Origin of the sequence: Saccharothrix coeruleofusca (assembly GCF_014648515.1) — a bacterium.
In the GTDB taxonomy this organism is placed as follows: domain Bacteria; phylum Actinomycetota; class Actinomycetes; order Mycobacteriales; family Pseudonocardiaceae; genus Actinosynnema; species Actinosynnema coeruleofuscum.
Genome location: NZ_BMRG01000013.1, coordinates 151,494 through 172,242, shown reverse-complemented (window position 1 = coordinate 172,242; position 20,749 = coordinate 151,494). Strand labels below are relative to the sequence as shown.

Sequence of the window (20,749 nt, the reverse complement as noted above, 5' to 3'; positions counted from 1 at the left end):
GTCCCGAACGCGCGACTCGCGGTGTCGGAACGCGCGACTCGCGACGTGGGCGCGGGTCAGATCTTGCTGAGCTTGTAGGCGCGGATCACGGTCTGCTCGAACGCGTTGCCCCGGCTGTCGGTGCCCTTGACCCGCAGCGAGGCGAACTCGCCCGGCGTACCGGTGTTGCGCACCAGTGCGGTGCGGCCCGCCACCGGCACCTGCGACCAGCTCCCGCCGTCGTCGAAGGACACCTCGACCCGGACGCGCCCGACCCGGCCCGCCGGGCCGTCCTGCTGCACCACCAGCGGCACGCGCAGCACCCGGCCCACCGGGGCCGCGCCCGCCTCGTCCAGCTCCGGCGCGAACCGGACCACCGTCATCGGCAGCGTCCGCGCCTGCTCACCGGGCACGGTGTCGGAGCGGAACGTCCAGCTGCCGCTGACCCGCGTGCTGAACTCCGAGACGCCGGGGGTGCGCTCGGCGGTGGTCTCCACCGTGAACCCGGCCCGACCGGCGGGCACCTCGAACCGGCCGTTGCCGGGGGAGGTGGTCTCGCCGACCTTCGCCCCGTCGCGGTGCAGGGTCGTTCGCGCCGACGAGACGGCGGAGGACCCGACGTGGCCCGCGCCGTCGCCGAACAGCGGCAGCGAGAGCCGGACCTCGTCGCCGAGCCTGGACAGGTACGGGTAGGACGACTCGGGCATGGCGGGGCCGAAGACGGGGCTGTTGAAGTCCTCCTGGTACGAGCGGCCCGCCTGGTAGGCGCGGCCGTCGTTGCCGAGCATGGCCTCGACGCCCTGCGGGCTGCTCTGCATCAGCGTCCAGTTCCACTTGACGTCCGAGGTCAGGTAGTCGATCGCCGAACCGGGTGCGGGCACCCTGGGCAGCACGCTCCAGCTGGCGAGGCCCTCGACGGACGGGTTGGCGCCGTACCCGTGCTGCTTGCCATCGCCACCGCCGCCGAACCGGGTGCGCACCTCGGCCAGTTCGGACCGCGCGGGCGCGCGTTCGAAGCCGGTGGGCACCTTGCCGTGCCACAACCAGGCGAACCGGTAGTGCACCGGGCTGTCGGCCACGGGGGTGCCCCGCAGCTGCGTGCCGATCAGGACGGCCAGCTCGTCGGCGGGCAGCTCGGGACCGCTGTGCCCCAGGGACATCCGCTCGTAGAAGCCGTCGAGGAAGGCGGTGCTGAAGCCGTAGCTCCGACCCTGGTGCTTCAGGCCCAGCTCGATGTCGCCCAGCAGGGCCGTGGCGGCCGGGTCGGGCGCGCTGACCTTGAGCGGCTTGGCCTCGCGCGCGTCCAGGTTCACCGGGGTGCCGTCGGTGATCCGGAACTTCGGCCGGTACACCAGGGCGAGGTCGCTCTCGTCGGTGGTGATGTCGGAGGCCGCGTAGTAGTCGCCCACGGGCAGTCGCACCGTCGAGCTGCCGTCCGGCTCGGACAGGGGGACGAAGCGGAAGTCGGCCAGCCTGATGAGCATGGTGGCGGAGTTGCCGGTGAGCTCGCCCCTCGCGTCGAGGTGGTTGAAGGTGACGTCGTAGCTCTCCACCTCGCGGTCGACGCTGATCGGCGTGCGCACCGCCGACGAGCCCGCCGAGGCGACGAGCGCCCCGCCGAACGTGCCGTCGAGGGAGCCCGCCCTGGTGTCCGCCGTGACGGTGGTGGTGGCCGTGCCGCCCGCGGGCACGGTGAGCCGGGTGGGCGTCACGGTGAACATGCCCGCCGGGGCGGGCTCGCCGTTGGGGCCCTTGACGTCGACCGACAGCTCCAGGGTCACCGGCTCGACGCCCGCGTTGCGGTAGGTCAGCTCCTTGGCCACCGGCGCGTCGTCGGTGTGCGGCCAGCTCTGGCTGCCCATGGCGAGGTTGGCCGGTTCGCTGGTGACGGTCTGGGTGATGGCCTTGGCCAGGTCCACCCGGCCCGCGCCCTGGTCGAACTCGGTCAGGGCGGGGTTGCGCTTGGCGGAAGCCATCAGCGCGGCCTTGATCCGCGCGCCGGTCCAGTCGGGGTGCTGCTGGGCCAGCAGCGCCGCCGCGCCCGCGACGTGCGGGGTGGCCATGGAGGTGCCGGACATCGAGACGTGCCTGTCGTCCACCGGGTCGCCGATGGTGCCCTTGCTCGCCTTGGCGGCGGCGATGGCCACGCCGGGCGCGGTGATGTCGGGCTTGACGGCCCCGTCGCCCACGCGCGGGCCACGGCTGGAGAAGGGCGCGATGCCGTCCTGGCGGTCCACCGCGCCCACGGTCAGCGCGGCGTCGGCGCTGCCCGGCGAGCCGACGGTCCGGGGGCCGCCGGAGTTGCCCGCCGCGATGACGAACAGCGCGCCGGTGGTGGCCGACAGCGTGTTCACCGCCTCCTCCAGCGGGTCGATCTGCGGCGTGTCGCCGCCGCCGAGGCTGAGGTTGACCACGTCCGCGCCCTGGTCGGCGGCCCACTGCATCCCGGCCAGGATCCACGACTCGGCGCAGCCCGCGTCGATGCAGACCTTGCCGTCCAGCAGTTGGGCCCCCGGCGCGACGCCCCGGTACTTGGCGTCCACGCTCGCGATGGTCGCGGCGACGTGCGTGCCGTGGCCCACGGCGTCGACGGCGTCCGGGTCGTCGGTGAAGTTCCGCTCGGCGATCTCCCGGCCCGCGAGGTCGGGGTGCTCGCCGTCCACGCCGGTGTCCAGCACGGCGACCTTGACCCCCTCGCCGGTGTACCCGGCCGACCACGCGGCGGGCGCGCCGATCTGGGCAGTGCTGCGGTCGAGGGTGGGCTGCCGCAGGCCGTCGAGCCAGATCTTGCGCACCCCCGGATCGTCGAGCAGCGCCCGGTAGGCGGCGGTGGCGCCGGACTTGGCGACCCGGCCCGCCACCGCCCGCACGGCGGGCAGCTCGCGGGTGGCGGCCAGCGCCGAGGTGCGCAGCGGCTGGTCGCCCTCGCGGGTCACCACCAGCGGCACAGTGTCGCGGCGCGCGTCGTCGTACCCGGCCTCGACCAGCCCGGTGACGTCGAACAGGCGCGGGTCCAGCTTGCCCTCGGCGAGCCGGGGCACGGCGTCGCGCGGGACCACGTGCAGGTGGCCGTCGCGGTGGAACGTGTGGAAGACGGTCTTCTCCCGGCCGGGACCGCCGATCAGCGAGCCGGGGCGGTCGCCGTCGAGGATGACCCGGTCGCCGGTGATCAGGGTGACCGCGACGCTCGGTCCGCCCGTCCTCGGCGCGGGGGTCTCGGGAGCCGCGAACGCCTGCCCGCCCGCCGCGACCAACCCGGCCGCAATCGTCGCCGCTGCCAGGGCGAGCCCGCGCCTTGGTGCTCTGGAACCCAACACAGACACCTCCAGTCCGGTGGTTGCGCGCTGGACGCGCGCGGCCGGAAGGCGTCGTGCCCCCCACGGTGGCGGCGGTGTACCGGAAGTGGTGAAGCCCCCCAGCACCTCGAAGCTAGTCACCCGCAAGGGGGAGGGCAGCGGCTCTTCGGTGGTAGTTCCCCTCTCGAACAGGCCAACGGTTAATCACCCGCAGTGAGCCCTGTTCGGGCAGGGGCGCCCGGACCGACCGGACGCCCCCGTCCCCGCTCAGCCGATCCGGTAAGCCCGGACCACGGTGTGCTCCAGCGCGTTGCCCGCGCTGTCCACGGCCTTGACCCGCAGCGACGCGAACCCGGCGGCCGGGTTGTCCACCCGCGCGACCCCGTCGGACACCGGCACCGCGCGCCAGGTCCGGCCGTCGTCGAAGGACGCCTCGACGTCGATCCGGCCCAGCTGTCCCGCACCCGCCAGCTGCTGCACCACCAGCGGCACCTCCAGCGGCCCGACCGGGGCCGCGCCGCGCTCGTCGAGCACCGGGGCGAACCGCACCACCGACAGCGGCAGCGGCCGGAACTCGCCCTGGGGCACGGTGTCCGAGCGGAACGTCCAGCTCGACCGCACCTCGGCGCTGAACTCCGAGATCCCCGGCGCGCGGACCGCCGAGGTCTCCAACCGGAAGTCCGCGGCCCCGCCGGGCACGTCGAACAGGCCGTTGCCGCCGTTGGCGGTCTCGCCCACCAGCACGCCGTCGCGCCACAGCGCGGTGCGCGCGGAGGTGGCGTTGGTGCTGCCGCCGTTGCCCGCGCCGTCGGCGAACAGCGGCACGGCCACGCTGATCCGGTCGCCCGAGCGGGCGACCTGCGGCGAGCGCGAGCGGGGCAGCGCGGGGGAGAACACCGGGTCGTTGAACCGCTGCGCGCTGCTGGTGCCCCTGCCGTAGGTCCGCTCCGGCGAGGTCAGCGACGCCTCGACCGCCCCGGACGGGGTGAACTGCAGGAAGCCCCAGCTCCAGCTCAGGCCGTCGACGGTGACCAGGTCGACCGCCTCACCCGGCGCGGCGACGTCGGGCATCCACGCCCAGCCGCCGATGCCGTCCGGGGTGATCGGGTTGCCGCCGAGGCCGCGCTTCCCGTCGGCCGGTGCCGCGCCGAACCGGGTGCGCACCTCGGCCAGGTCGGCGCGGGTCACCGAGCGCTCGAAGCCGGTGGGCAGCCTGCCGTGCTGGGTCCAGGACAGCCGGTAGGTCAGCGGCGCCTCGCCCATCGGCGTCCCGCGCAGCTGCGCGCCCAGCAGCACCGTCATCTCCTCGGTGGCCAGCTCCGGGCCGGAGTGCGCGATGGAGATGTCCTGGCCGAAGCCGCCGAGGAACGCGGTGCTGAAGCTGGCCAGCCGGTCGCCGTGCCTGCGCACGATGGTGATGTCGCCCAGGGCCTCCTGCGCGGCAGGGTCGGGCGCGGTGATGCGCAGCGGCCTGGCGGTGCGCGCGTCCACGGTGACCGTGGTGTCGGCGGTGACCGACAGCGCTGGCCGGGGCAGCAGCGCCAGCTTCTGGTCCCCGGTCGTCACGTCGGCGTTGGCGAAGTAGTCGCCCTTGGGCAGGCGCATGGTGAACGCGCCGTCCTCGTCGTAGGGGAAGGCGAAGACGTCGTTGTCCAGCCCGATGACCGAGGCGTAGTAGTCACTGGCGGGCGCGCCGTTGGCGTCGACGAACGAGAACGCCACGTCGTAGCTCTCCACCTCGCGGTTGACGCTGATCGCGGTGCGCAGCGCGGTCGGACCGCCGGTGGCCACCACCGAGCCGACGTAGAGGCCGTCCAGCGAGCCCCGCCGGGTGTCGGCGGTGACGGTCACCGACGCCTGCCCGCCCGCGGGCACGGTGACCTTGGCGGGGGAGGCGGTGATCAGGCCGCTGGGCGCGGCGGCCCCGTCCGGCCCCTTCACGTCGGTGGTCACGGTCAGCGCCACGGCCGCGCTGCCGGTGTTGCGGTACACCACGGTCCTGGTCACCGGGACGTCGTCGGTGTGCGGCCACTTCTGCAGCCCCATGGCGAGGCTGGCGGGCTCGCTGGTGACGGTCTGGGTGATGGCCTTGGCCAGGTCCACCCGGCCCGCGCCCTGGTCGAACGCGGTCAGGGCGGGGTTGTTCCTGGCCGAGGCGACCAGCGCGGCCTTGATCCGCGCGCCGGTCCAGTCGGGGTGCTGCTGGGCCAGCAGCGCCGCCGCGCCCGCGACGTGCGGGGTGGCCATGGAGGTGCCGGACATCGAGACGTGCCTGTCGTCCACCGGGTCGCCGAGGAAGCCCTTGCTCGCCTTGGCCGCGGCGATGGCCACGCCTGGCGCGGTGATGTCGGGCTTGACGGCCCCGTCGCCTACGCGCGGGCCACGGCTGGAGAAGGGCGCGATGCCCTCCTGCCGGTCCACCGCGCCCACGGTCAGCGCGGCGTCGGCGCTGCCGGGGGAGTTGATCGTGCCGGGGCGCGAGGAGTTGCCCGCGGCGATCACGAAGAGCGTGCCGCTGCTCGCGGACAGCGTGGCGACCGCCTCCTCCAGCGGGTCGGTCTCCGGCGTGTCGGTGCCGCCCAGGCTGAGGTTGACCACGTCCGCGCCCTGGTCGGCGGCCCACTGCATGCCCGCCAGCACCCAGGACTCCTGGCAGCCCGCCACCGTGCACACCTTGCCGTCGAGCAGCCGCGCGTCCGGCGCGACACCCCGGTACTTGGCGTCCACGCTCGCGATGGTCGCGGCGACGTGCGTGCCGTGGCCGACGGCGTCGGTGTTGTCCGGCTCGTCGGTGAAGTTGGCCTGTGCCGCCTCGCGGCCCGCGAGGTCCGGGTGCTCGCCGTCCACCCCGCTGTCCAGCACGGCGACCTTGATCCCCGTGCCGGTGTACCCGGCCGACCACGCGGCGGGCGCGCCGATCTGGGCCGTGCTGCGGTCCAGGCTGGGCCGGCGCACCCCGTCCAGCCACACCTTGCGAACGCTCGCCCTCGACACGAGCGTGCGCCAGGCGTCCGCGGCCCGGTCCTTGGCCACCTGCGCGGCGTACGCGCCCACGGCGGGCAGGTCGCGGGTGGTCCGCAGGCCCGCCGCGGCCACCTCCTCGTCGGCCCGGTCGCCGGCGACGACCAGCGGCACGGTGTCCCGGCGCGCGTCGTCGTACCCGGCCTCGACCAGCCCGGTGACGTCGAACAGGCGCGGGTCCAGCCTGCCCTGCGACAGGGCGCGGGCCGCGTCGCCCGGCACCACGTTGAGGTGCCCGTCGCGGCGGAAGCTGCGGAACACCACCCGGTCCCGGCCGGGGCCTGCGACCACCGAGCGCACCCGGTCGCCGTCGAGCAGGACGCGGTCGCCGGTGATGAGCGTGACCGAGCGGGCGACGCCGTCCGCCCGAGGGGGCGGGGGCGGGCCCGCGGCGGTGGACACCTGCGGGCCCGCCGCGCTCAGGACGAGCACGGCCGCCGCGGCCGTGCCCGCCAGGCGTGTGCTGGGACTCAAGATCAACCTCCCGGTGCGTGCCGCGCTGCGCGGCCCGAGGGCGCGCATCCCCGCGGACGCGGCGGAGTGCCGGGAGCGACGTCGCCCTTGACGCCACCGACGCTAGACAGGTGGAGCAGTGGCGGCAGCCACTGATTGGTCGGTCGCTTCTTGGCCGGTTCAGTCCAGTAACCGGTTACTCAGCGCGCAACTGTTACGCCGTCCGATGTGATCGACACACCGGCTTGCGGCCCACCGGATGGGCAATCCGGACCGTTGGGCAGCACCATCGCGGGGGTCAGCGAGATCCGCTCGTCCAGCACGCGCGTCCCGGATTGGTCTGACAACCGCAGGGTCACCACGACCGGCTCGGCGGGCAGTTCCGGCACGCTCGCGAACCCGTGCTTGCCCCCGGACGGCTCGGAGCGGGCGGCGCACACGTCGTCCGGGGCCGTGCCCGCGCAGGTCGTCCCCGCCACGCGGCTGGACGGGAACAGCTCCAGCGGTGGCCTCACGCAGGCGCCGTCCCAGCACACCTCGATCTCGGCGGCGACCACGTCCGGGAGCGCGACGTCCACGCCGATGCCCACCGGCACGCCGATCCCCGTGCACACCGCGCCCGCGTCCGAGCGCGCGCCGCACGCCGTGGCCAGCAGCAGTCCCAGCGGCACAACGGATCTCCACATGTGGCGAGGACGTGACCGGGGGTCGCTCAGGTTGCCCGCCGCTGCCACCAGCGCCGCTTGCGCGGCGGTTCCAGCTCCCCGCGAGCGGCGGCCCACTCGGCGAACGCGGCGGCGTCCTGCCGCATCCGGGTGCCCTCCCGCCGGGGGTGGGCGCGGGCGTAGTCGTCGAACAGCGGGCGGAACCGCTCGCCCAGCGCCTCCACCAGGTCCGGCCGCAGCGCGGCGACGATGCCGCGCCGCTTGTTCAGCAGCGCCCTGGCCTCGATCCGCAGCCGGTCCCGGTCGAAGCCCGCAGGGGGTTCGCCACCGGCCAGCAGCGCGCGCAGCAGCTCCGCCTGCGCCGCGGCCAACCGGTCGCGCTGCGGCCCGGTCACCCCACCACCGCGCGGATCGCGGCCAGCTCGGCGGCCAGTTCGGCGTCGGCGGGGTAGTCGTCGTCGCGCTCCAGCAGCACACCCGGCGGGTCCACGCGCTCGCGCAGCCGGGCGAGCACCTCCAGCACCTCCGGGCGCACCGCGTGGGCGTGCGTGTCGTGGTAGACGCCCTGGTGCTCCACCCCGCCCGCGACGTGGACGTAGGCCAGGCGCTCCAACGGGATCTCGTCGAGGAACCGGTCCACGTCGGTGCCGAGGTTGCGCGCGTTGGCGTGCAGGTTGGCCACGTCGACCAGCAGCAGGCAGTCGGTGCGCGCCACCAGCTCGGCCAGGAACCGCCCCTCGGTCAGCTCGCCGCCGGGCCAGTCCAGCAGCGCGGCCACGTTCTCCAGCGCCAGCGGCACGGGCAGGTCGGCCTGCGCGGCGCGGACGTTGGCCACCAGCACGTCCAGCGCCTCGCGGGTGCGCGGCACCGGCATGAGGTGCCCCGAGTCCAGCCCGCCCGCCCGGACGAAGCACACGTGGTCGCTGACCAGCGGCGCGTCCAGCACCTCGGCCAGCGCGCCCAGGTGCGCCACCCGCGCCGGGTCCACCGGGTCCGCCCCGCCCAGCGACAGCGACACCGCGTGCGGCAGCACCGGGACACCGCGCTCGCGCAGCAGCACCACCGACTCGGGGAGGTGGTCCGGGCGCAGGTTCTCCGCGACGACCTCCACGAAGTCCACGCCCGGCAGCCGTTCCACGGTCAGGTCGATCTCCGGCCGCCAGCCGATGCCCACACCGAGCCGCTCCATCAGTCGCCGCCCCCTCCGCCGCAACCGCCACCGCCGCCGCACGACGAGCCGCTGCCGCACGAGGACCCGCCGCCGCACGAGGACCCGCTGTCCGAGGCGCAGCTGCCGCACCCGGCGCCGTCGCCGGAACTCCCGCCCTTGCGCTTGCGCAGCGTCGCGGCGGCGGCGGACTCGATGCCCACCACCTGCCACACCCGCTGCCGCTTGGTCACCCGGCCGAGCAGACCCCGGTGGGCCACCAGCGTCACCGGGTCCGAGGTGACCGCGGACGCGACCAGCCCGCGCACGGCCAGCCGCCCGGAGCGGGTCAGCGGCTTGCCCAGCGACCCCACCAGGGCCCGGACCAGCAGCAGCGCCAGCGCGGTCGGGATCGTCACGCCCAGCGGCAGGTCCGCCGGGCCCGACGCCACCACGGCGCCGATCGCGAGCAGCAGCGCCAGCAGCCGCACCACCGAGACGGTCCGCCTGCGGGCGGGCGAGGTCAGGTAGCCCCGCGCGACCAGCTGCTCCCGCAGCGCGCGGGTTTCCAGGCTTCCGGCGACCGCCGCGATGGCGTCGCCCAGGTCGCGGCCCGCGGAGCGCAGCACCGCGCCGTGCAGGGGACCTTCCGGCCGCGCGCCCCGCGCGACCGCGGACAGCACGCCCGCGCGCGAGATCCGCACGGCCTGCGCCCGCAGCGCGGCCACCAGCGCGGTCTCCGCCGCGCGACCGGGGCCGCCCGCCAGCAGCGCCAGCTCCTCGACGCGCAGTTCAGACCTCGAACCCGCCGAAGTCGACGTGATCGCCATCGCCACCACCTTCCAGCAACTCCGCGGCCAGCCACCCGCCCGCGAACCACCCACCCGCCACCAACCAGCCGTTGCGGCGCTGCCAGCGCCGCGGCTCGATGACCACGGCGCGGCGGCGGCGCGGCAGTGGCTCCTGTGACGTGCCGGGGAAGTCGATCGGTTCCACCCGTTCGCCGTCGAACACCGCCGTGTCGACCCGCGCGGGCTCCGGCCGCCGCTCGGACGCGGACGGGCGGGCGAACCCGTGCCGGGCGGTGACCTCCGCCGGGTCGACCGGCGCCAGCCCCTCGGTGGCCCGCTCGTGCGCGAGCGCGCCCTGCCTGGTCAGCACCGGCGGCGGACCCAGCAGCAGCACCACGGCCAGCGCCCCGGTCACCGCCAGCCCCGCGACGCCCCAGGCGTCCGCGCCCGCGAGCACCAGCCGCACCAGTCCCGCCGTCGCCACCACCGCCAGCGGCAGGACCGCCAGCAGCGCCCGCCGCAGCCGCCCGCGCGGCGGCACCAGCAACCCCGCGGCGACCAGACCGCGGCCCAGGTTCCGGGCGGGTGCGCTGGTGGCCGCGACGGCCAGCAGCGCGTCCAGGTCGCGGGGACGGGCCAGCGCGGTCAGCAGCACGCGCTGCAGCGGCGTGGTGGCCGTGCCGGGGTCCGGGCCGCCCACGGCGGTGACCGCGGCGGCGGAGACCCGCGCCCGGTTGTCGGCGACCAGCCCGGCCAGCGCCACCTCCGCCGCGCGCACCGGTCCGCCGCCGAGGTAGCCGATCTCCTCGAAGGACAGCCGCCGCGCGGGCGGTGTGCCGGTGACCCGCTTGAGCCACAGGCCCGCCGCCACCGCCAGGAGCAGGCAGGCGCCGTAGGCCAGGGCGAACACCGTGTCGGACATGGCGGTCAGCCTAGGTGCCGTCAGGTGCCGCCGCCCCCACATCCGCCGCCCCCGCAACTGCCGCCGCCGCCGTCGCCGCCGCCGTCGCCGCCGCCGTGGCCGCCGCCGTTGAAGTGGATGATGCCCGTCGAGGTGTAGCCCGCCGCGCCCGCCGAACGCCTGCTCGGCCGTCGTCCTCCCGCGCTGGGGAAGGCGGGCTTGTCCATGCTCGCGCGCAGCACCGCGTCGGAGTGCGCGCTCATCCCGTCCAGGGCGACCGACTCGGCGTCGCTCGTCGAGCCGGTCGCCCGCCACCCCCCGGTGAACTCGCCCGCGCGAGCGCCTGCCACCGCCGCGGAGCCCTTCGCGGTGCGGGTCAGCGGAGCCGCCTTGCCCAGCAGGGCGATCAGCACGCCGGTGAGCGCCAGCAGCAGGGTCAGCCAGCCGACCGGCGCACCGGCCAGCAGTTCGCCGACCCAGCGCGCCACGCCCACCACGAGCAGCAGGGCCATCGGCGCGACGCCGAGGCGCAGCTTGGACTTCGCCACCTCCGGTGGCACCAGCATGTCCACTTCGGACAGACGTGCGGCCAGTGCGCGCACCGCCTCGTGCTCGCAGACCGAGGGCACCAGCAGCGTCAGCGTGCGCTTGCGGTAGCGGCCCGCGTCGGCCAGCACCGCCTGGTCCACCGGGTCCGCCGGCACGGGCGAGCCGACCACCTGCACGGTGTTGTCACGTGTCAGGCGCAGCGCGCCGGTGTCGATCAGCCTGGCCACCGAGGTCTCGACCGCGCGCCGCGGACCGCCGCTCAGGTAAGCCAGTTCGTAGAGCCCGAGCGCGCCTGCGGGGGCGCTCGCGCGCGTCCCCCGCAGGCGCACCCGGAGCAGGAGCGCGAAAGCGGTCACCACCGCCAGCGCGATCCAGTACAGATCCAGGAACTCCGGGCCGGAAAGCCCCCACGGTCGCTGCATCGGTCCACCCCCTGTGGCCCCCTGGTGGAACGAGTCCCACCTGCCGAGAGCCAATGGTGTGCGATGGACCACACCCCGACAAGGGTGCTTGAGCAAGCCTTAGGGTTGCCCCGACCTGCGGCTCAGGAGCTGGAGGCGCCGTCGACGCCGCCGGAGCCCTCGCCGTCCGTGCCCTTGAACAAGCGCATGATCCCTCCCAGGTCTCGCTCTGCGGATGTGCCCTCAGTCTGCTGGACCGACCGGCTTCTCTTCCAGGCGCAAGCTGATGGAGTTGATGCAGTAGCGCTGATCGGTCGGGGTGTCGTAGCCCTCACCTTCGAAAACGTGCCCCAGGTGGCTGTGGCACGTGGCGCAGAGCACTTCGGTGCGGACCATCCCGTAGGCGCGGTCCTCGCGGAGGATCACCCGGTCCGCGGCCAGCGGCGAGAAGAACGAGGGCCAGCCGCAGTGCGAGTCGAACTTGGTGTCGCTGCGGAACAGCTCCGCCCCGCACGCGCGGCAGGTGTAGACGCCCTCGGTCTTGGTGTCGGTGTACTCACCGGTCCAGGCGGGCTCGGTGCCCGCCTCGCGCAGCACCGCGTACTCCTTCGGGGTGAGGATCTCCCGCCACTCCAGCTCGGAGTGAACCACCTTCGGGGTGGCGCCGACGACAGGTTCCATACCTCCACGTTAGTCGAACAAGATGGCGAGGATCTCGCCCACGCCGAACCACACGCTCACCGCCACCCCGAGCAGGATCAGCAGCACCACCAGCACCGCGCCCTGCCTGCGCAGGCCGCCCGCCCGGTTCGCGGAGTCGGCGAACTCGGACACGCCCTCCAGGTAGCCCTCCACGGTGAACGCGGGGCGCTCGCGCCGCATCCGCTCCAGGTGCTCGGCGAACGCCCTGGTCTCCGGGTCGTCCGGGTCGAGCCCGATGAGCTCGTCGTCGAGCCGGGGGCGCGGCTCGTCGTCCGGGCTGTCGGCGGCTCTCGAACTGGCCATGGCGCCAGGGTAGTGCGAGTGCCGGGCCCGCCGCGCCGATCCGCCGCGCCGATCCGCCGGGTCAGCCCGCCAGCGCCACCGCCGGGCGCACCGCGCCCACCTGCCTGCCGTGGCCCAGCACCGGGAAGGTCGCCAGCTCCTCGGGCGCCCGCACGCCCAGCCTGCGCAGCGCGGCCACCAGGACCACCGCCCGCGCGCGGCTGGACCCGTCGGCGATCTTGCACGCCACCGCCGAGCCGTCGGGCAGGCCGATGGCGTAGACGCCCTCGGCCCCGTCCTTGGCCACGGCGCCGGGGATGCCGCGCATCAGCGCCGTCACGTCGCGACCCGTGCCGCCGACCCACTCCGGGTGGCTCCTCATCGCGGTGGCGACGCGGTGCTCCACCGTGCCGGGCGCGGCGCTGGCCAGCGCGCCGAACGCCCTGGCCAGGCCGACCAGGCTGATGCCGAACAGCGGCGCGCCGCAGCCGTCCACGCCGACCGCGCCCACCGGCTCGCCCGCCAGCTCCTCCAGCGCGTCGCGGACGGCCAGCTGGAGGGGGTGCTCGGGATCGAGGTAGCTGTCGGTCGGCCAGCCCGCGGCCACGCAGGTGGCCAGCATGGCGGCGTGCTTGCCGGAGCAGTTCATGTACCGGGGCTCCGGACCCCGGCCCGAGGCCAGGTGCGCGACCCGCGCCCGCTCGCCCAGCGGCAGGTCGGGGGTGCACCGCAGGTCGTCGTAGGTCAGGCCGGCGCGGGCCAGCACACGCCCGACGCCCGCGACGTGGAAGTCCTCGCCGGAGTGGCTGGCGCAGGCCAGCGCGAGCAGCTCACCGTCGAGGTCGAGGCCGTGGCGCAGCATGGCCAGCGCCTGGATCGGCTTGTTCGAGGAGCGCGGGTAGGTGGTGTCCTGCGGCCGTCCCACCGCGAGGACCTGCTCCCCGTCCCCGTTCAGCGCGACGACCGAGCCGTGGTGCACGGATTCCAGGAACTCGCCCCGCCAGACCTCGGCGACCAGTTCGTGCGCCATCCCGACCCTCCTTAGCAAAGCTCACCATCGGTGGTCGCCACTCTAAGTGCTGGTTTCCGAGCTGCTGGACCGGGTGAAGCGGATCGGGTGCCGGACACCGTCCACCGGTGCCACCGCCATGCGCCCTAGCCTGGCGTGATGAAGTGGGATCTGGACGAGCTCGTCGCGAAGCACGACGTGCCGGGCGCGCAGGTCGCCGTGCTGGCCGACGGGGAGATCCAGGACGAGGCCGCAGGGGTGCTGAGCCTGCGCACACGGGTCGAGGCCACGACCGACTCGGTGTTCAAGATCGGCTCGATCACCAAGATCTGGACGGCCACGCTGATCCGGCAGTTGGTCGACGACGGCGCACTGGACCTCGACCGCCCCGTTCGCGACTACCTGCCCGGCTTCCGGCTCGGCGACGCGGCCGCCACCGAGTCCCTGACCGCCCGCCACCTGCTCACCCACACCGGCGGTATCGACGGCAACCACTTCACCGACACCGGGCGCAACGACGACGCGATCGGGAAGTTCGTCGCCACCCTCGCCGAAGCGGAGCACCCCTTCCCGCCCGACACCGTCTTCTCCTACTCCAACAGCGGGTACGTGGTGCTCGGCAGGCTGGTGGAGGTGTTGCGCGACAAGCCATTCCACGACGTGCTCCGCGAACGACTGGTGGTACCACTGGGTTTGCGCACCGCCGCCACCGATGCCTACGAGGCGATCCTGCACCGCGTCGCGGTCGGCCACACCCGGACCGGAGGAGAGGTCGTCCCGGTGAAGGAGTGGGCGGTTTCCTACTGCGCCGCGCCCAGCGGTTCGCACCTCGCGATCAGCGCACGCGACCTGCTGGAGTTCGTCCGCCCGCACCTCACCGACCGCGCGCTGGCCGCACTGCGCGAACCTCAGGTCGACTCCGTCCCGGACTTCGGCGGCGGCGTCATCGGCTGGGGACTCGGCTGGATGCTCTACCGGGACGGCGTCGTCGGCCACACCGGTGTCGCCAAGGGGCAGAAGGCGTTCCTGCGCGTGGTCGCCTCGGCGGGGGTGGCGGTGGCCGTGCTGACCAACAGCACGGGCGGTGAACCGCTGGCCCACGAGATCTTCGGCGCCGTGCTCAGGGACCTCGCCCGCGTCGAGACGGCACCACTGCCCGTGCCGCCCCCGGACCCCGGCGGGATCGACGCGGGCCGCATGTGCGGCACGTACCGCTCAACGCTGTACGACATCACCCTGACCAGCGAGCACGGTCGCGCGTTCCTCACCTACCGCGCGCGAAATGACATCGCCCGGTCCTTCCTCGGCGGGGCGGAGAGCCGCGTCGAGGTCGTCCGCCTCAACGACGACTCGGTCATCACCGCGGAACCGAAGTCCGGCGTCCACCAAGTCCTGTCCCTGGTCGGCTCCGACGGGCACGGCCGCGCCCGCTTCCTGCACAACGGTGCCGCCGCCTACCGGATCGCCTGACGGGGCACAGCGAGGAGGTTGACCGCGTGGGCGCGTGGGGTGCCCGTTGCGGGTCCGCTCGGGGGCGTTCAGTGCGCGGCCAGGTGGTCCAGCAGGTGCGCGGTGGTCGCCTCCTCGGCCTCCTCCGGCACGAAGCGGCCCACGCCCGCCAGCGCCTCGAACCGGTACGGGCCGGTCACCCAGTCGGCCGTGCTCCGCGCCGTCTCCGGGCTCACCACGCCGTCGTCCTCACCCCACAGGAACCGCGTCGGCACCGGCACCGGCTGGTAGGACTCGGTGAAGTCGTTGGCCCGGTACCAGTTCAGCGCGGCGGTGAGCGCGCCCGGCTCGCTGAGCCTGCGCACGTAGTGGGTCACCCGCTCGTGCGGGATGGACTCCGGCCACCCCGCGCGCAACCTGGCCGCGCCGTGCGCCAGCAGTTCGCGCTCGGCCCCCGGTGCGCGCAGGTGGTCCAGGTACGCCCACCGGCGCCACTGGCCGGGGTCGGTGCGCAAGGCGTGCGCGAACGCGCCGGGGTGCGGCGCGGACACCGCGGTCAGCGTGCGCACGCGCAGCGGGCAGCGGGCCGCGGCGATCCACGCCGCGCTCGCCCCCCAGTCGTGGCCGACCAGGTCGAACCGCCGCCAGCCCAGCTCGTCGGCGATCTCCGCCACGTCCCGCGCGGCGTGCCCCAGCCGGTAGCCGTCCACCAGCCGGGGGCGCACGCCGGGGGAGTAGCCGCGCAGGTCGGGCGCGACCGCGCGGTAGCCGTGCGCGGCCAGCGCGCGCAGCTGGTGGCACCACTCGGTTGCGCACTCCGAGGCGCCGTGCAGCAGCAGCACCTTGCGGCCGGTCGCCGGACCGGCGGCGACCGCGTCGAAGGTGCCCGCCCCGGTGCGGATGCGCAGTCGCGTCAGGTCGGCCTCGAAGAGCGCGGATCGGGATGACATGCACCCATAGTGCTGATCCGAACGCGGAGAGTCCCTGCGGTGCGCACCCGACCTCCGGCGGGTGCCAGCCTTACCTCCTTCAGTGCACCGTTACCCGAACGGGTGAGAGCCGGGTCAGCCCAGCGATCCGGTGACCTTCGCGTGGCCCTTGATGAGGTTGCGGGCGATGGTCCGCCGCTGGATCTCGTCGGTCCCCTCGTAGATGCGCAGCAGCCGCAGCTCCCGGTACCAGCGCTCGATCGGCAGCTCGCGGGTGTAGCCCATGCCGCCGTGGATCTGCAGCACCCGGTCGACGATCTCGTTGGCCTTGACCCCGCCGTACAGCTTGGCCATGGACTGCGCGTGCCGCGAGTCCGCGCCCTGGTCGACCAGCCACGCGGCGTGCAGCACCAGCCAGCGCAGCGCCTCGATCTCCACCGCCGAGTCCGCCAGCATCCACTGGATCGCCTGGTACTCGGCGATGGGCTTGCCGAAGGTGACCCGGTTGCGCGCCTGCTCGATGGCCATCTCCACCAGCCGCTCGCACGAGCCCAGCGCGCGGGCGGGCAGCAGGTAGCGGCCCTGGCCGATCCACTGCATGGCCAGCGTGAAGCCGTGGCCGACCTCGCCCAGCACGTTCTGCTCGGGCACCCGCACCTCGTCGAACACCAGCGCGGCGGGCCCCCACTGGCCCATCGTCGGGATGGGCTCGGACCGCCAGCCCATCTCGCGGTCGACCAGGAAGCAGGTGACGCCGCCGTCGGCGCCCCGGTCCTTGTCGGTCACCGCGAACACCATCGCGAAGTCGGCCTCGTTGCCCTGGGTGATGAACGTCTTCTCGCCGTTGATCACCCACTCCGCGCCCTCCTTGCGGGCGGAGGTGCGGATCGCCTTGGCGTCCGACCCCGCGCCGGGCTCGGTGATCGCGAAGCAGGAGGTGCGCTCGCCGGAGATGGTGGGCAGCAGGTAGCGCTGCTTCTGCTCCTCGTTGGCGTGGTAGAGGATGTTGTCGGCGTAGCCGCCGAACCGGAACGGCACGAAGGTGCGGCCCAGCTCCGCCTCCAGCAGCGCGGCCATCAGCGCGCCCAAGCCCATGCCGCCGTACTCCTGCGGCGTCAGCACGCCGAAGAACCCGGCCGCCTTGGCCTTGTCCTGCAGCTGCTTGAGCTCGTCGCGGGTCAGGCCCGGCTGGTTGGCGCGCTCGCGGCGCAGCACCTCCGGCTCCAGCGGCAGCAGCTCCCGGCGCACGAAGGTGCGCACCCAGTCGCGGATCTCCCGCTGCTCCTCGTCGAGCGTGAAGTCCATTGGCGTGCCTCTCTACGCGAACGCGTTGACGCCGGTCAGCGCCCGGCCGATGAGCAACTTCTGGATCTGGCTGGTGCCCTCGTAGAGGGTGGTGACGCGGGTGTCGCGCAGGTACTTGCCGACCGGGTACTCGTCGACGTAGCCGTACCCGCCGAAGACCTGGATGGCGTTGTTGGCCACCCGGACCGCGGCCTCGCTGGCGTAGAGCTTGGCCATGGACGCCTCGGTGCCGAACGGCTCGCCCCGGTCGGCCAGGTCGGCGCAGCGCCAGGTGAGCAGGCGGGCGGCGTCGGTCTCCACGGCCATGTCCGCCAGCAGCTCCTGCACCAGCTGGAACCCGGCGATGGGCTTGCCGAACTGCTCGCGCTGCTTGGCGTAGGCGATGCTCGCCTCCAGCGCGCCCCGCGCGGCCCCCACGCAGCCGGCGGCCACCGACATCCGGCCCCGGTCCAGCGCGGCCATGGCCAGCTTGAAGCCCTGCCCCGGCTCGCCCAGCCGGGCGCTGTCGGGCACCCGCACGCGGTCGAGGACCAGTTCGGCGGTGGCCTGGCCGCGCATCCCGAGCTTGCCGCGGATCTCGCTGGCCTGGAAGCCGGGGGAGTCGGTGGGCACCAGGAACGCGGTGATGCCGCGCGGGCCGGGGCCACCGGTGCGGGCGAAGACCAGCGCCACGTCGGCCCACGTCCCGTTGGTGATGAACACCTTGCGCCCGGTGATCAGCCAGTCGTCACCGTCGCGCTCGGCCGAGGTGGCCAGCGACCCGGCGTCGGAGCCGGTGCCCGGCTCGGTCAGCCCGAAGCAGCCCAGCGCCTGGCCGGAGCACAACCGAGGCAGCCACCGCGCCCTCTGCTCGGCGGTGCCGTGCGCGGCGATGGTCTTGCCGACCAGGCCGAGGGAGACGGAGATGATCCCGCGCACGGCCGAGTCGCCCGCCGCGATCTCCTCCAGGACCAGGCAGTACGCCAGGTTGTCCCCACCGGAGCCGCCGTCGGCCTCGGGCACGCCCAGGCCGAGGAAGCCCACCTCGCCCAGCGCGGGCACCAGGTCGCGGTCGATCGCCTCGTCGCGGTCCCAGCGCGCGGCGTGCGGGACGATCCGCTCGCGGGTGAACCGCCTGGCCAGGTCCACCAGTTGCCGGTGTTCCTCCGGAACGCGCAGATCCACCCGGCCGACCTCCTGAACGAACAGTGTTAGGTTATCTAACGTAGGCGCGGAGCCGACCACGGGCAAGGGGAGCGCCATGCCGAGGAGTCCGATCCTGAGCGCCGCGCGCATCCGGACCGCCGCACTGGACATCATCGACCGGGACGGCCTGGACGGCCTGTCCATGCGCAAGCTCGCCGCCGAGCTGGGCGTCCAGGCCGCCTCCCTCTACGGGCACGTGAGCACCAAGGAAGACCTGCTGCACGAGGTCGCGGGCGAGATACTGGCGGAGGTGGACGTCAGCGGGTTCGTCCGCGGCGACTGGCGGCACGGCCTGCGCAGCACGGCCCGCTCCTACCGCGCGGCGCTGGCGGCGCACCCCAACATCGTGCCCTTCCTGGCCTACGGCCCGGCTCACCGCGAAGCGTCCCTGCGCAGGCTCGACACCGTGCACGGCGGCCTGGTCGCCGCGGGCTGGTCGCGGCGCGAGGCCACCATGATCGCGGCGGCGCTGATGTACCTGGTGTTCGGCTCGGCGCTGAACTCGTTCTCCAGCGGGTGGGACGCGCGGGAGTACGGCGACCGGTACCCCAACCTGGACAAGGCCCACCTGCTGCCCGCCGTGGCGCGGGAACTGGACCACGACAGCTTCGAGCTGGCGCTGGAGGCGCTGATCACCGGCCTGTCGGCGCGAGCGCCTGGCTGATCCGCCTGGCCAGCCCGTCGTGGTCGGCCGGGGCGACGGTCAGCCACTCCCGGCCGGTGCCCGCGTACCGGCCGCGCGGGGTGTCGATCCAGCTCACCGGGGCGGCCGGGGGCCGCCCCTCGACGGTGACCGAGAAGTGCCCGGTGCCGGTGATCGGCCCCGCCAGCATCGCCAGCAGCGCCCGGACGTCGTCGTCGGCGCTGCCGCGCACCGGCCGCGCGAACCCCTCACGGGGAGCCCTCGGCCCGAGCGCGGACGCGGGCACCGTGACCGGCCTGCCCGGCCCCGGCCGCTGCCTGGGCAGCACGCTCACCGCGGCGGCGGCCAGGCTCACGTCGCGCAGCGGCTCCAGCCGCACGACGTCGCCCCGCTGCACGGCCAGCACCGCGTCCCCGCCGCGCGCCGCCACCAGCGCGCGCAGCAGCTCCTCGGTGGCGGCGTCCGGCATCCCCATGACGGTGATCCGGACCTCCGGTTCGGCCAGCAGGCGCAGCGCGTTCGCCAGCTCCGGCTCCGGGCCGCCCCGGCGGACCAGCCCGCGGCGTTCCAGCCCCGCGTGCACGTCGGCCCTGATCCGGGCGCGCTCGTCCAGCGTGAGCCCGTGCTGGGCGATGCCGAACGGGTAGGGCACCGCCCCGGCCCGCAGGTCCTCCCACAGCACGTCGAACTCGGGCAGGGACAGCGTGATCGCGGCGTTCATTCGCCACCGATCGTCGGCGGGGCGACGAGCCGGTCGTCGTCGAAGTACTCGTCGGTGGGGATCAGGTACTTCGCCTTGTGCTCCTGGTCCTCCTCGCCCTGGCCCTGGCCTGCCCCGACGCCCGCGCCCGCCACGGGCGCGCCCCCGCGAGCCGCCGCCTGCCCGGCCGCCGCGCCACCGCCGGGCTGCCCGGCGCCCGTCGGGCCGAAGCCCGTGCTAGGCCCGCGTCCGGGCGCGACGCCACTGCTCGTGCCGGGAACCCCGCCCTTCGCGCCACCGGGGAGACCACCCGGAACCCCGCCGCGTCCCGCTCCGGCCGCACCGGCACCGCCCGCGCCCCGCCCGGCGGAACCGCCGCCCGGACCCGACCCCTGCCGCGCACCGGGCGGCAGCGGCCTGCTGCCCGGCGGCACCGATCCCGGCCCTGGCACCGGTCCTGGTCCCGGCACTAATCGCCCGTCCGCAGGCGGCCTGCCGCCACCGGAAGGTCCGGGAACCCAGCCCTGCGGCAGCGTGGACGGCCCCGGAGTCGGGGGAGCCGTCGGCGGCGTGCCGGGCGGTGGTGTGCCGGGAGGCGGCGGCGTGACCGCCGGTGGCGGAGTCCACGACGCGCGCGTGGTGTCGCGGGCACCGTCGGCGTCGCGGGCACTGTCGCGGGCGCTGTCGGCGACACCCGTGGGACCGACGCGGTCGTTGATCGTGGCGGTGCTCACCGACGAGGTCTGCGTGGAGGAGGTCGCCACACCCTGGTCCTGCGTCACCACCGGGATCTCGGTGAACCCCGGCATCGAGCCCACCGCCGCCCGCATCCCCTCGTCCCGGTCCCGCATCACCTGGACGGCCTGCGCCTTGGCGCTCTCCGACTGCGCCCACCGCAGCGGCATGGTCACCGGCAGCGCGGCGATGCCGACGATGCCGCCACCCATCCCCTCCAGGAACATCCGGCCGGGGTCGAACTCGACCGGTTCCGGCATCCGCGCCTTCGCCTCGGCGGCGACGTCGGTCTGCGCCTGCAGCGCCGCCCCGGTGGCGGTGAAGTGGTCGCCGGTCGTGTCGCTGAACTCGCCGACCTTGGCCAGCGCGGCGCGGGCCCCCTCCGCCGCGCTCCCCGTCCACCCCGCCTGCGACCCGTTGACGATGACGGTGAAGTCCACCGCCAACTCGGTGAACGTGGCCCCGATGGCCTTCCACTCGTCGGCGATCTGCCCCGCCACCGCCGGGTCGAACTTCTCGTTGACCTGCCGCTGCATCTCCGCGTGCTCGTGCGCGGGGTAGTTGGCGGTGGGCGTGGGCGCCACCGGTCGCTCGTAGGTCATGTCAT

The 20,749-nt window shown here is 74.6% G+C and carries 18 protein-coding genes; 2 read left to right on the top strand and 16 right to left on the bottom strand.

Annotation, left to right across the window (positions count from 1 at the left end; translation table 11 throughout):
* Positions 1-56: 56 nt before the first annotated feature.
* The 11 genes from IEZ00_RS26595 to IEZ00_RS26545 all read right to left on the bottom strand — a co-directional run bounded on the left by IEZ00_RS26595 (position 57) and on the right by IEZ00_RS26545 (position 13,217).
* The gene (locus IEZ00_RS26595; protein ID WP_229796111.1) at positions 57-3,293 is read right to left on the bottom strand and encodes a S8 family serine peptidase; all 3,237 of its coding nucleotides are present in this window, start codon (positions 3,291-3,293) and stop codon (positions 57-59) included.
* 249 nt (positions 3,294-3,542) lie between these two features.
* A complete protein-coding gene (locus IEZ00_RS26590) occupies positions 3,543-6,770 on the bottom strand; it encodes a S8 family serine peptidase (protein WP_229796110.1) in 3,228 nt (1,075 codons plus the stop codon).
* A gap of 179 nt (positions 6,771-6,949) precedes the next feature.
* A complete protein-coding gene (locus IEZ00_RS26585; RefSeq protein ID WP_209616195.1) occupies positions 6,950-7,435 on the bottom strand; it encodes a hypothetical protein in 486 nt (161 codons plus the stop codon).
* 26 nt (positions 7,436-7,461) lie between these two features.
* The gene (locus tag IEZ00_RS26580; RefSeq protein ID WP_189226062.1) at positions 7,462-7,809 is read right to left on the bottom strand and encodes an SCO6045 C-terminal-like domain-containing protein; all 348 of its coding nucleotides are present in this window, start codon (positions 7,807-7,809) and stop codon (positions 7,462-7,464) included.
* The gene (locus IEZ00_RS26575; protein WP_189226061.1) at positions 7,806-8,603 is read right to left on the bottom strand and encodes an MbnB/TglH/ChrH family RiPP precursor modification enzyme; all 798 of its coding nucleotides are present in this window, start codon (positions 8,601-8,603) and stop codon (positions 7,806-7,808) included. Before IEZ00_RS26575 ends, IEZ00_RS26580 begins: the two co-directional genes overlap by 4 nt.
* A complete protein-coding gene (locus IEZ00_RS26570) occupies positions 8,603-9,391 on the bottom strand; it encodes a TIGR04222 domain-containing membrane protein (protein ID WP_189226060.1) in 789 nt (262 codons plus the stop codon). Before IEZ00_RS26570 ends, IEZ00_RS26575 begins: the two co-directional genes overlap by 1 nt.
* Positions 9,354-10,274: a TIGR04222 domain-containing membrane protein gene (locus IEZ00_RS26565; protein ID WP_189226059.1), complete on the bottom strand. Its 921-nt coding sequence runs from the start codon at positions 10,272-10,274 to the stop codon at positions 9,354-9,356. The genes IEZ00_RS26570 and IEZ00_RS26565 overlap by 38 nt, the downstream gene beginning before the upstream one ends.
* Positions 10,275-10,294: 20 nt before the next feature.
* Complete coding sequence (locus IEZ00_RS26560) at positions 10,295-11,224, bottom strand: TIGR04222 domain-containing membrane protein (RefSeq protein ID WP_189226058.1); 930 nt, start codon at positions 11,222-11,224, stop codon at positions 10,295-10,297.
* A gap of 222 nt (positions 11,225-11,446) precedes the next feature.
* Positions 11,447-11,884, bottom strand: a complete 438-nt coding sequence (msrB, locus tag IEZ00_RS26555) for a peptide-methionine (R)-S-oxide reductase MsrB (protein WP_189226057.1) — start codon at positions 11,882-11,884, stop codon at positions 11,447-11,449.
* Positions 11,885-11,893: 9 nt separating this feature from the next.
* Positions 11,894-12,208 (bottom strand): hypothetical protein, encoded by a 315-nt coding sequence (locus tag IEZ00_RS26550; RefSeq protein ID WP_189226056.1) that lies wholly within the window; start codon positions 12,206-12,208, stop codon positions 11,894-11,896.
* A 61-nt stretch (positions 12,209-12,269) separates the two neighbouring features.
* Complete coding sequence (locus tag IEZ00_RS26545) at positions 12,270-13,217, bottom strand: asparaginase (RefSeq protein ID WP_189226055.1); 948 nt, start codon at positions 13,215-13,217, stop codon at positions 12,270-12,272.
* Positions 13,218-13,355: 138 nt separating this feature from the next.
* On the opposite strand from IEZ00_RS26545, the gene IEZ00_RS26540 reads away from it, so the two are divergent.
* Positions 13,356-14,666, top strand: a complete 1,311-nt coding sequence (locus IEZ00_RS26540; RefSeq protein ID WP_189226054.1) for a serine hydrolase domain-containing protein — start codon at positions 13,356-13,358, stop codon at positions 14,664-14,666.
* A 68-nt stretch (positions 14,667-14,734) separates the two neighbouring features.
* On the opposite strand, the gene IEZ00_RS26535 is transcribed toward IEZ00_RS26540, so the two are convergent.
* The 3 genes from IEZ00_RS26535 to IEZ00_RS26525 all read right to left on the bottom strand — a co-directional run bounded on the left by IEZ00_RS26535 (position 14,735) and on the right by IEZ00_RS26525 (position 18,043).
* Complete coding sequence (locus tag IEZ00_RS26535; protein WP_189226053.1) at positions 14,735-15,595, bottom strand: alpha/beta fold hydrolase; 861 nt, start codon at positions 15,593-15,595, stop codon at positions 14,735-14,737.
* A gap of 114 nt (positions 15,596-15,709) precedes the next feature.
* Positions 15,710-16,879 (bottom strand): acyl-CoA dehydrogenase family protein, encoded by a 1,170-nt coding sequence (locus IEZ00_RS26530; protein WP_189226052.1) that lies wholly within the window; start codon positions 16,877-16,879, stop codon positions 15,710-15,712.
* A 12-nt stretch (positions 16,880-16,891) separates the two neighbouring features.
* Positions 16,892-18,043 (bottom strand): acyl-CoA dehydrogenase family protein, encoded by a 1,152-nt coding sequence (locus IEZ00_RS26525; RefSeq protein WP_189226051.1) that lies wholly within the window; start codon positions 18,041-18,043, stop codon positions 16,892-16,894.
* Between the two features lie 76 nt (positions 18,044-18,119).
* On the opposite strand from IEZ00_RS26525, the gene IEZ00_RS26520 reads away from it, so the two are divergent.
* Positions 18,120-18,728 carry a TetR/AcrR family transcriptional regulator C-terminal domain-containing protein gene (locus IEZ00_RS26520; protein WP_189226050.1) on the top strand — a complete coding sequence of 203 codons (609 nt, stop codon included), beginning with the start codon at positions 18,120-18,122 and terminating at the stop codon, positions 18,726-18,728.
* On the opposite strand, the gene IEZ00_RS26515 is transcribed toward IEZ00_RS26520, so the two are convergent.
* Both IEZ00_RS26515 and IEZ00_RS26510 read right to left on the bottom strand, forming a co-directional pair.
* On the bottom strand, positions 18,697-19,428 hold the full coding sequence (locus IEZ00_RS26515) for an ESX secretion-associated protein EspG (protein WP_189226049.1): 732 nt from the start codon (positions 19,426-19,428) through the stop codon (positions 18,697-18,699). The genes IEZ00_RS26520 and IEZ00_RS26515 overlap by 32 nt on opposite strands.
* The gene (locus tag IEZ00_RS26510) at positions 19,425-20,744 is read right to left on the bottom strand and encodes a hypothetical protein (protein WP_189226048.1); all 1,320 of its coding nucleotides are present in this window, start codon (positions 20,742-20,744) and stop codon (positions 19,425-19,427) included. Before IEZ00_RS26510 ends, IEZ00_RS26515 begins: the two co-directional genes overlap by 4 nt.
* Between the last annotated feature and the right edge of the window lie 5 nt (positions 20,745-20,749).

Excerpts from the sequence above, each read along its gene's own strand:
- IEZ00_RS26585 (WP_209616195.1), bottom strand. The coding sequence starts at position 7,435 with ATGTGGAGATCCGTTGTGCCGCTGGGACTGCTGCTGGCCACGGCGTGC.
- IEZ00_RS26575 (WP_189226061.1), bottom strand. The coding sequence starts at position 8,603 with ATGGAGCGGCTCGGTGTGGGCATCGGCTGGCGGCCGGAGATCGACCTG.
- IEZ00_RS26570 (WP_189226060.1), bottom strand. The coding sequence starts at position 9,391 with ATGGCGATCACGTCGACTTCGGCGGGTTCGAGGTCTGAACTGCGCGTC.
- IEZ00_RS26565 (WP_189226059.1), bottom strand. The coding sequence starts at position 10,274 with ATGTCCGACACGGTGTTCGCCCTGGCCTACGGCGCCTGCCTGCTCCTG.
- IEZ00_RS26560 (WP_189226058.1), bottom strand. The coding sequence starts at position 11,224 with ATGCAGCGACCGTGGGGGCTTTCCGGCCCGGAGTTCCTGGATCTGTAC.
- msrB (WP_189226057.1), bottom strand. The coding sequence starts at position 11,884 with ATGGAACCTGTCGTCGGCGCCACCCCGAAGGTGGTTCACTCCGAGCTG.
- IEZ00_RS26550 (WP_189226056.1), bottom strand. The coding sequence starts at position 12,208 with ATGGCCAGTTCGAGAGCCGCCGACAGCCCGGACGACGAGCCGCGCCCC.
- IEZ00_RS26545 (WP_189226055.1), bottom strand. The coding sequence starts at position 13,217 with ATGGCGCACGAACTGGTCGCCGAGGTCTGGCGGGGCGAGTTCCTGGAA.
- IEZ00_RS26540 (WP_189226054.1), top strand. The coding sequence starts at position 13,356 with ATGAAGTGGGATCTGGACGAGCTCGTCGCGAAGCACGACGTGCCGGGC.
- IEZ00_RS26535 (WP_189226053.1), bottom strand. The coding sequence starts at position 15,595 with ATGTCATCCCGATCCGCGCTCTTCGAGGCCGACCTGACGCGACTGCGC.
- IEZ00_RS26530 (WP_189226052.1), bottom strand. The coding sequence starts at position 16,879 with ATGGACTTCACGCTCGACGAGGAGCAGCGGGAGATCCGCGACTGGGTG.
- IEZ00_RS26520 (WP_189226050.1), top strand. The coding sequence starts at position 18,120 with ATGCCGAGGAGTCCGATCCTGAGCGCCGCGCGCATCCGGACCGCCGCA.
- IEZ00_RS26515 (WP_189226049.1), bottom strand. The coding sequence starts at position 19,428 with ATGAACGCCGCGATCACGCTGTCCCTGCCCGAGTTCGACGTGCTGTGG.
- IEZ00_RS26510 (WP_189226048.1), bottom strand. The coding sequence starts at position 20,744 with ATGACCTACGAGCGACCGGTGGCGCCCACGCCCACCGCCAACTACCCC.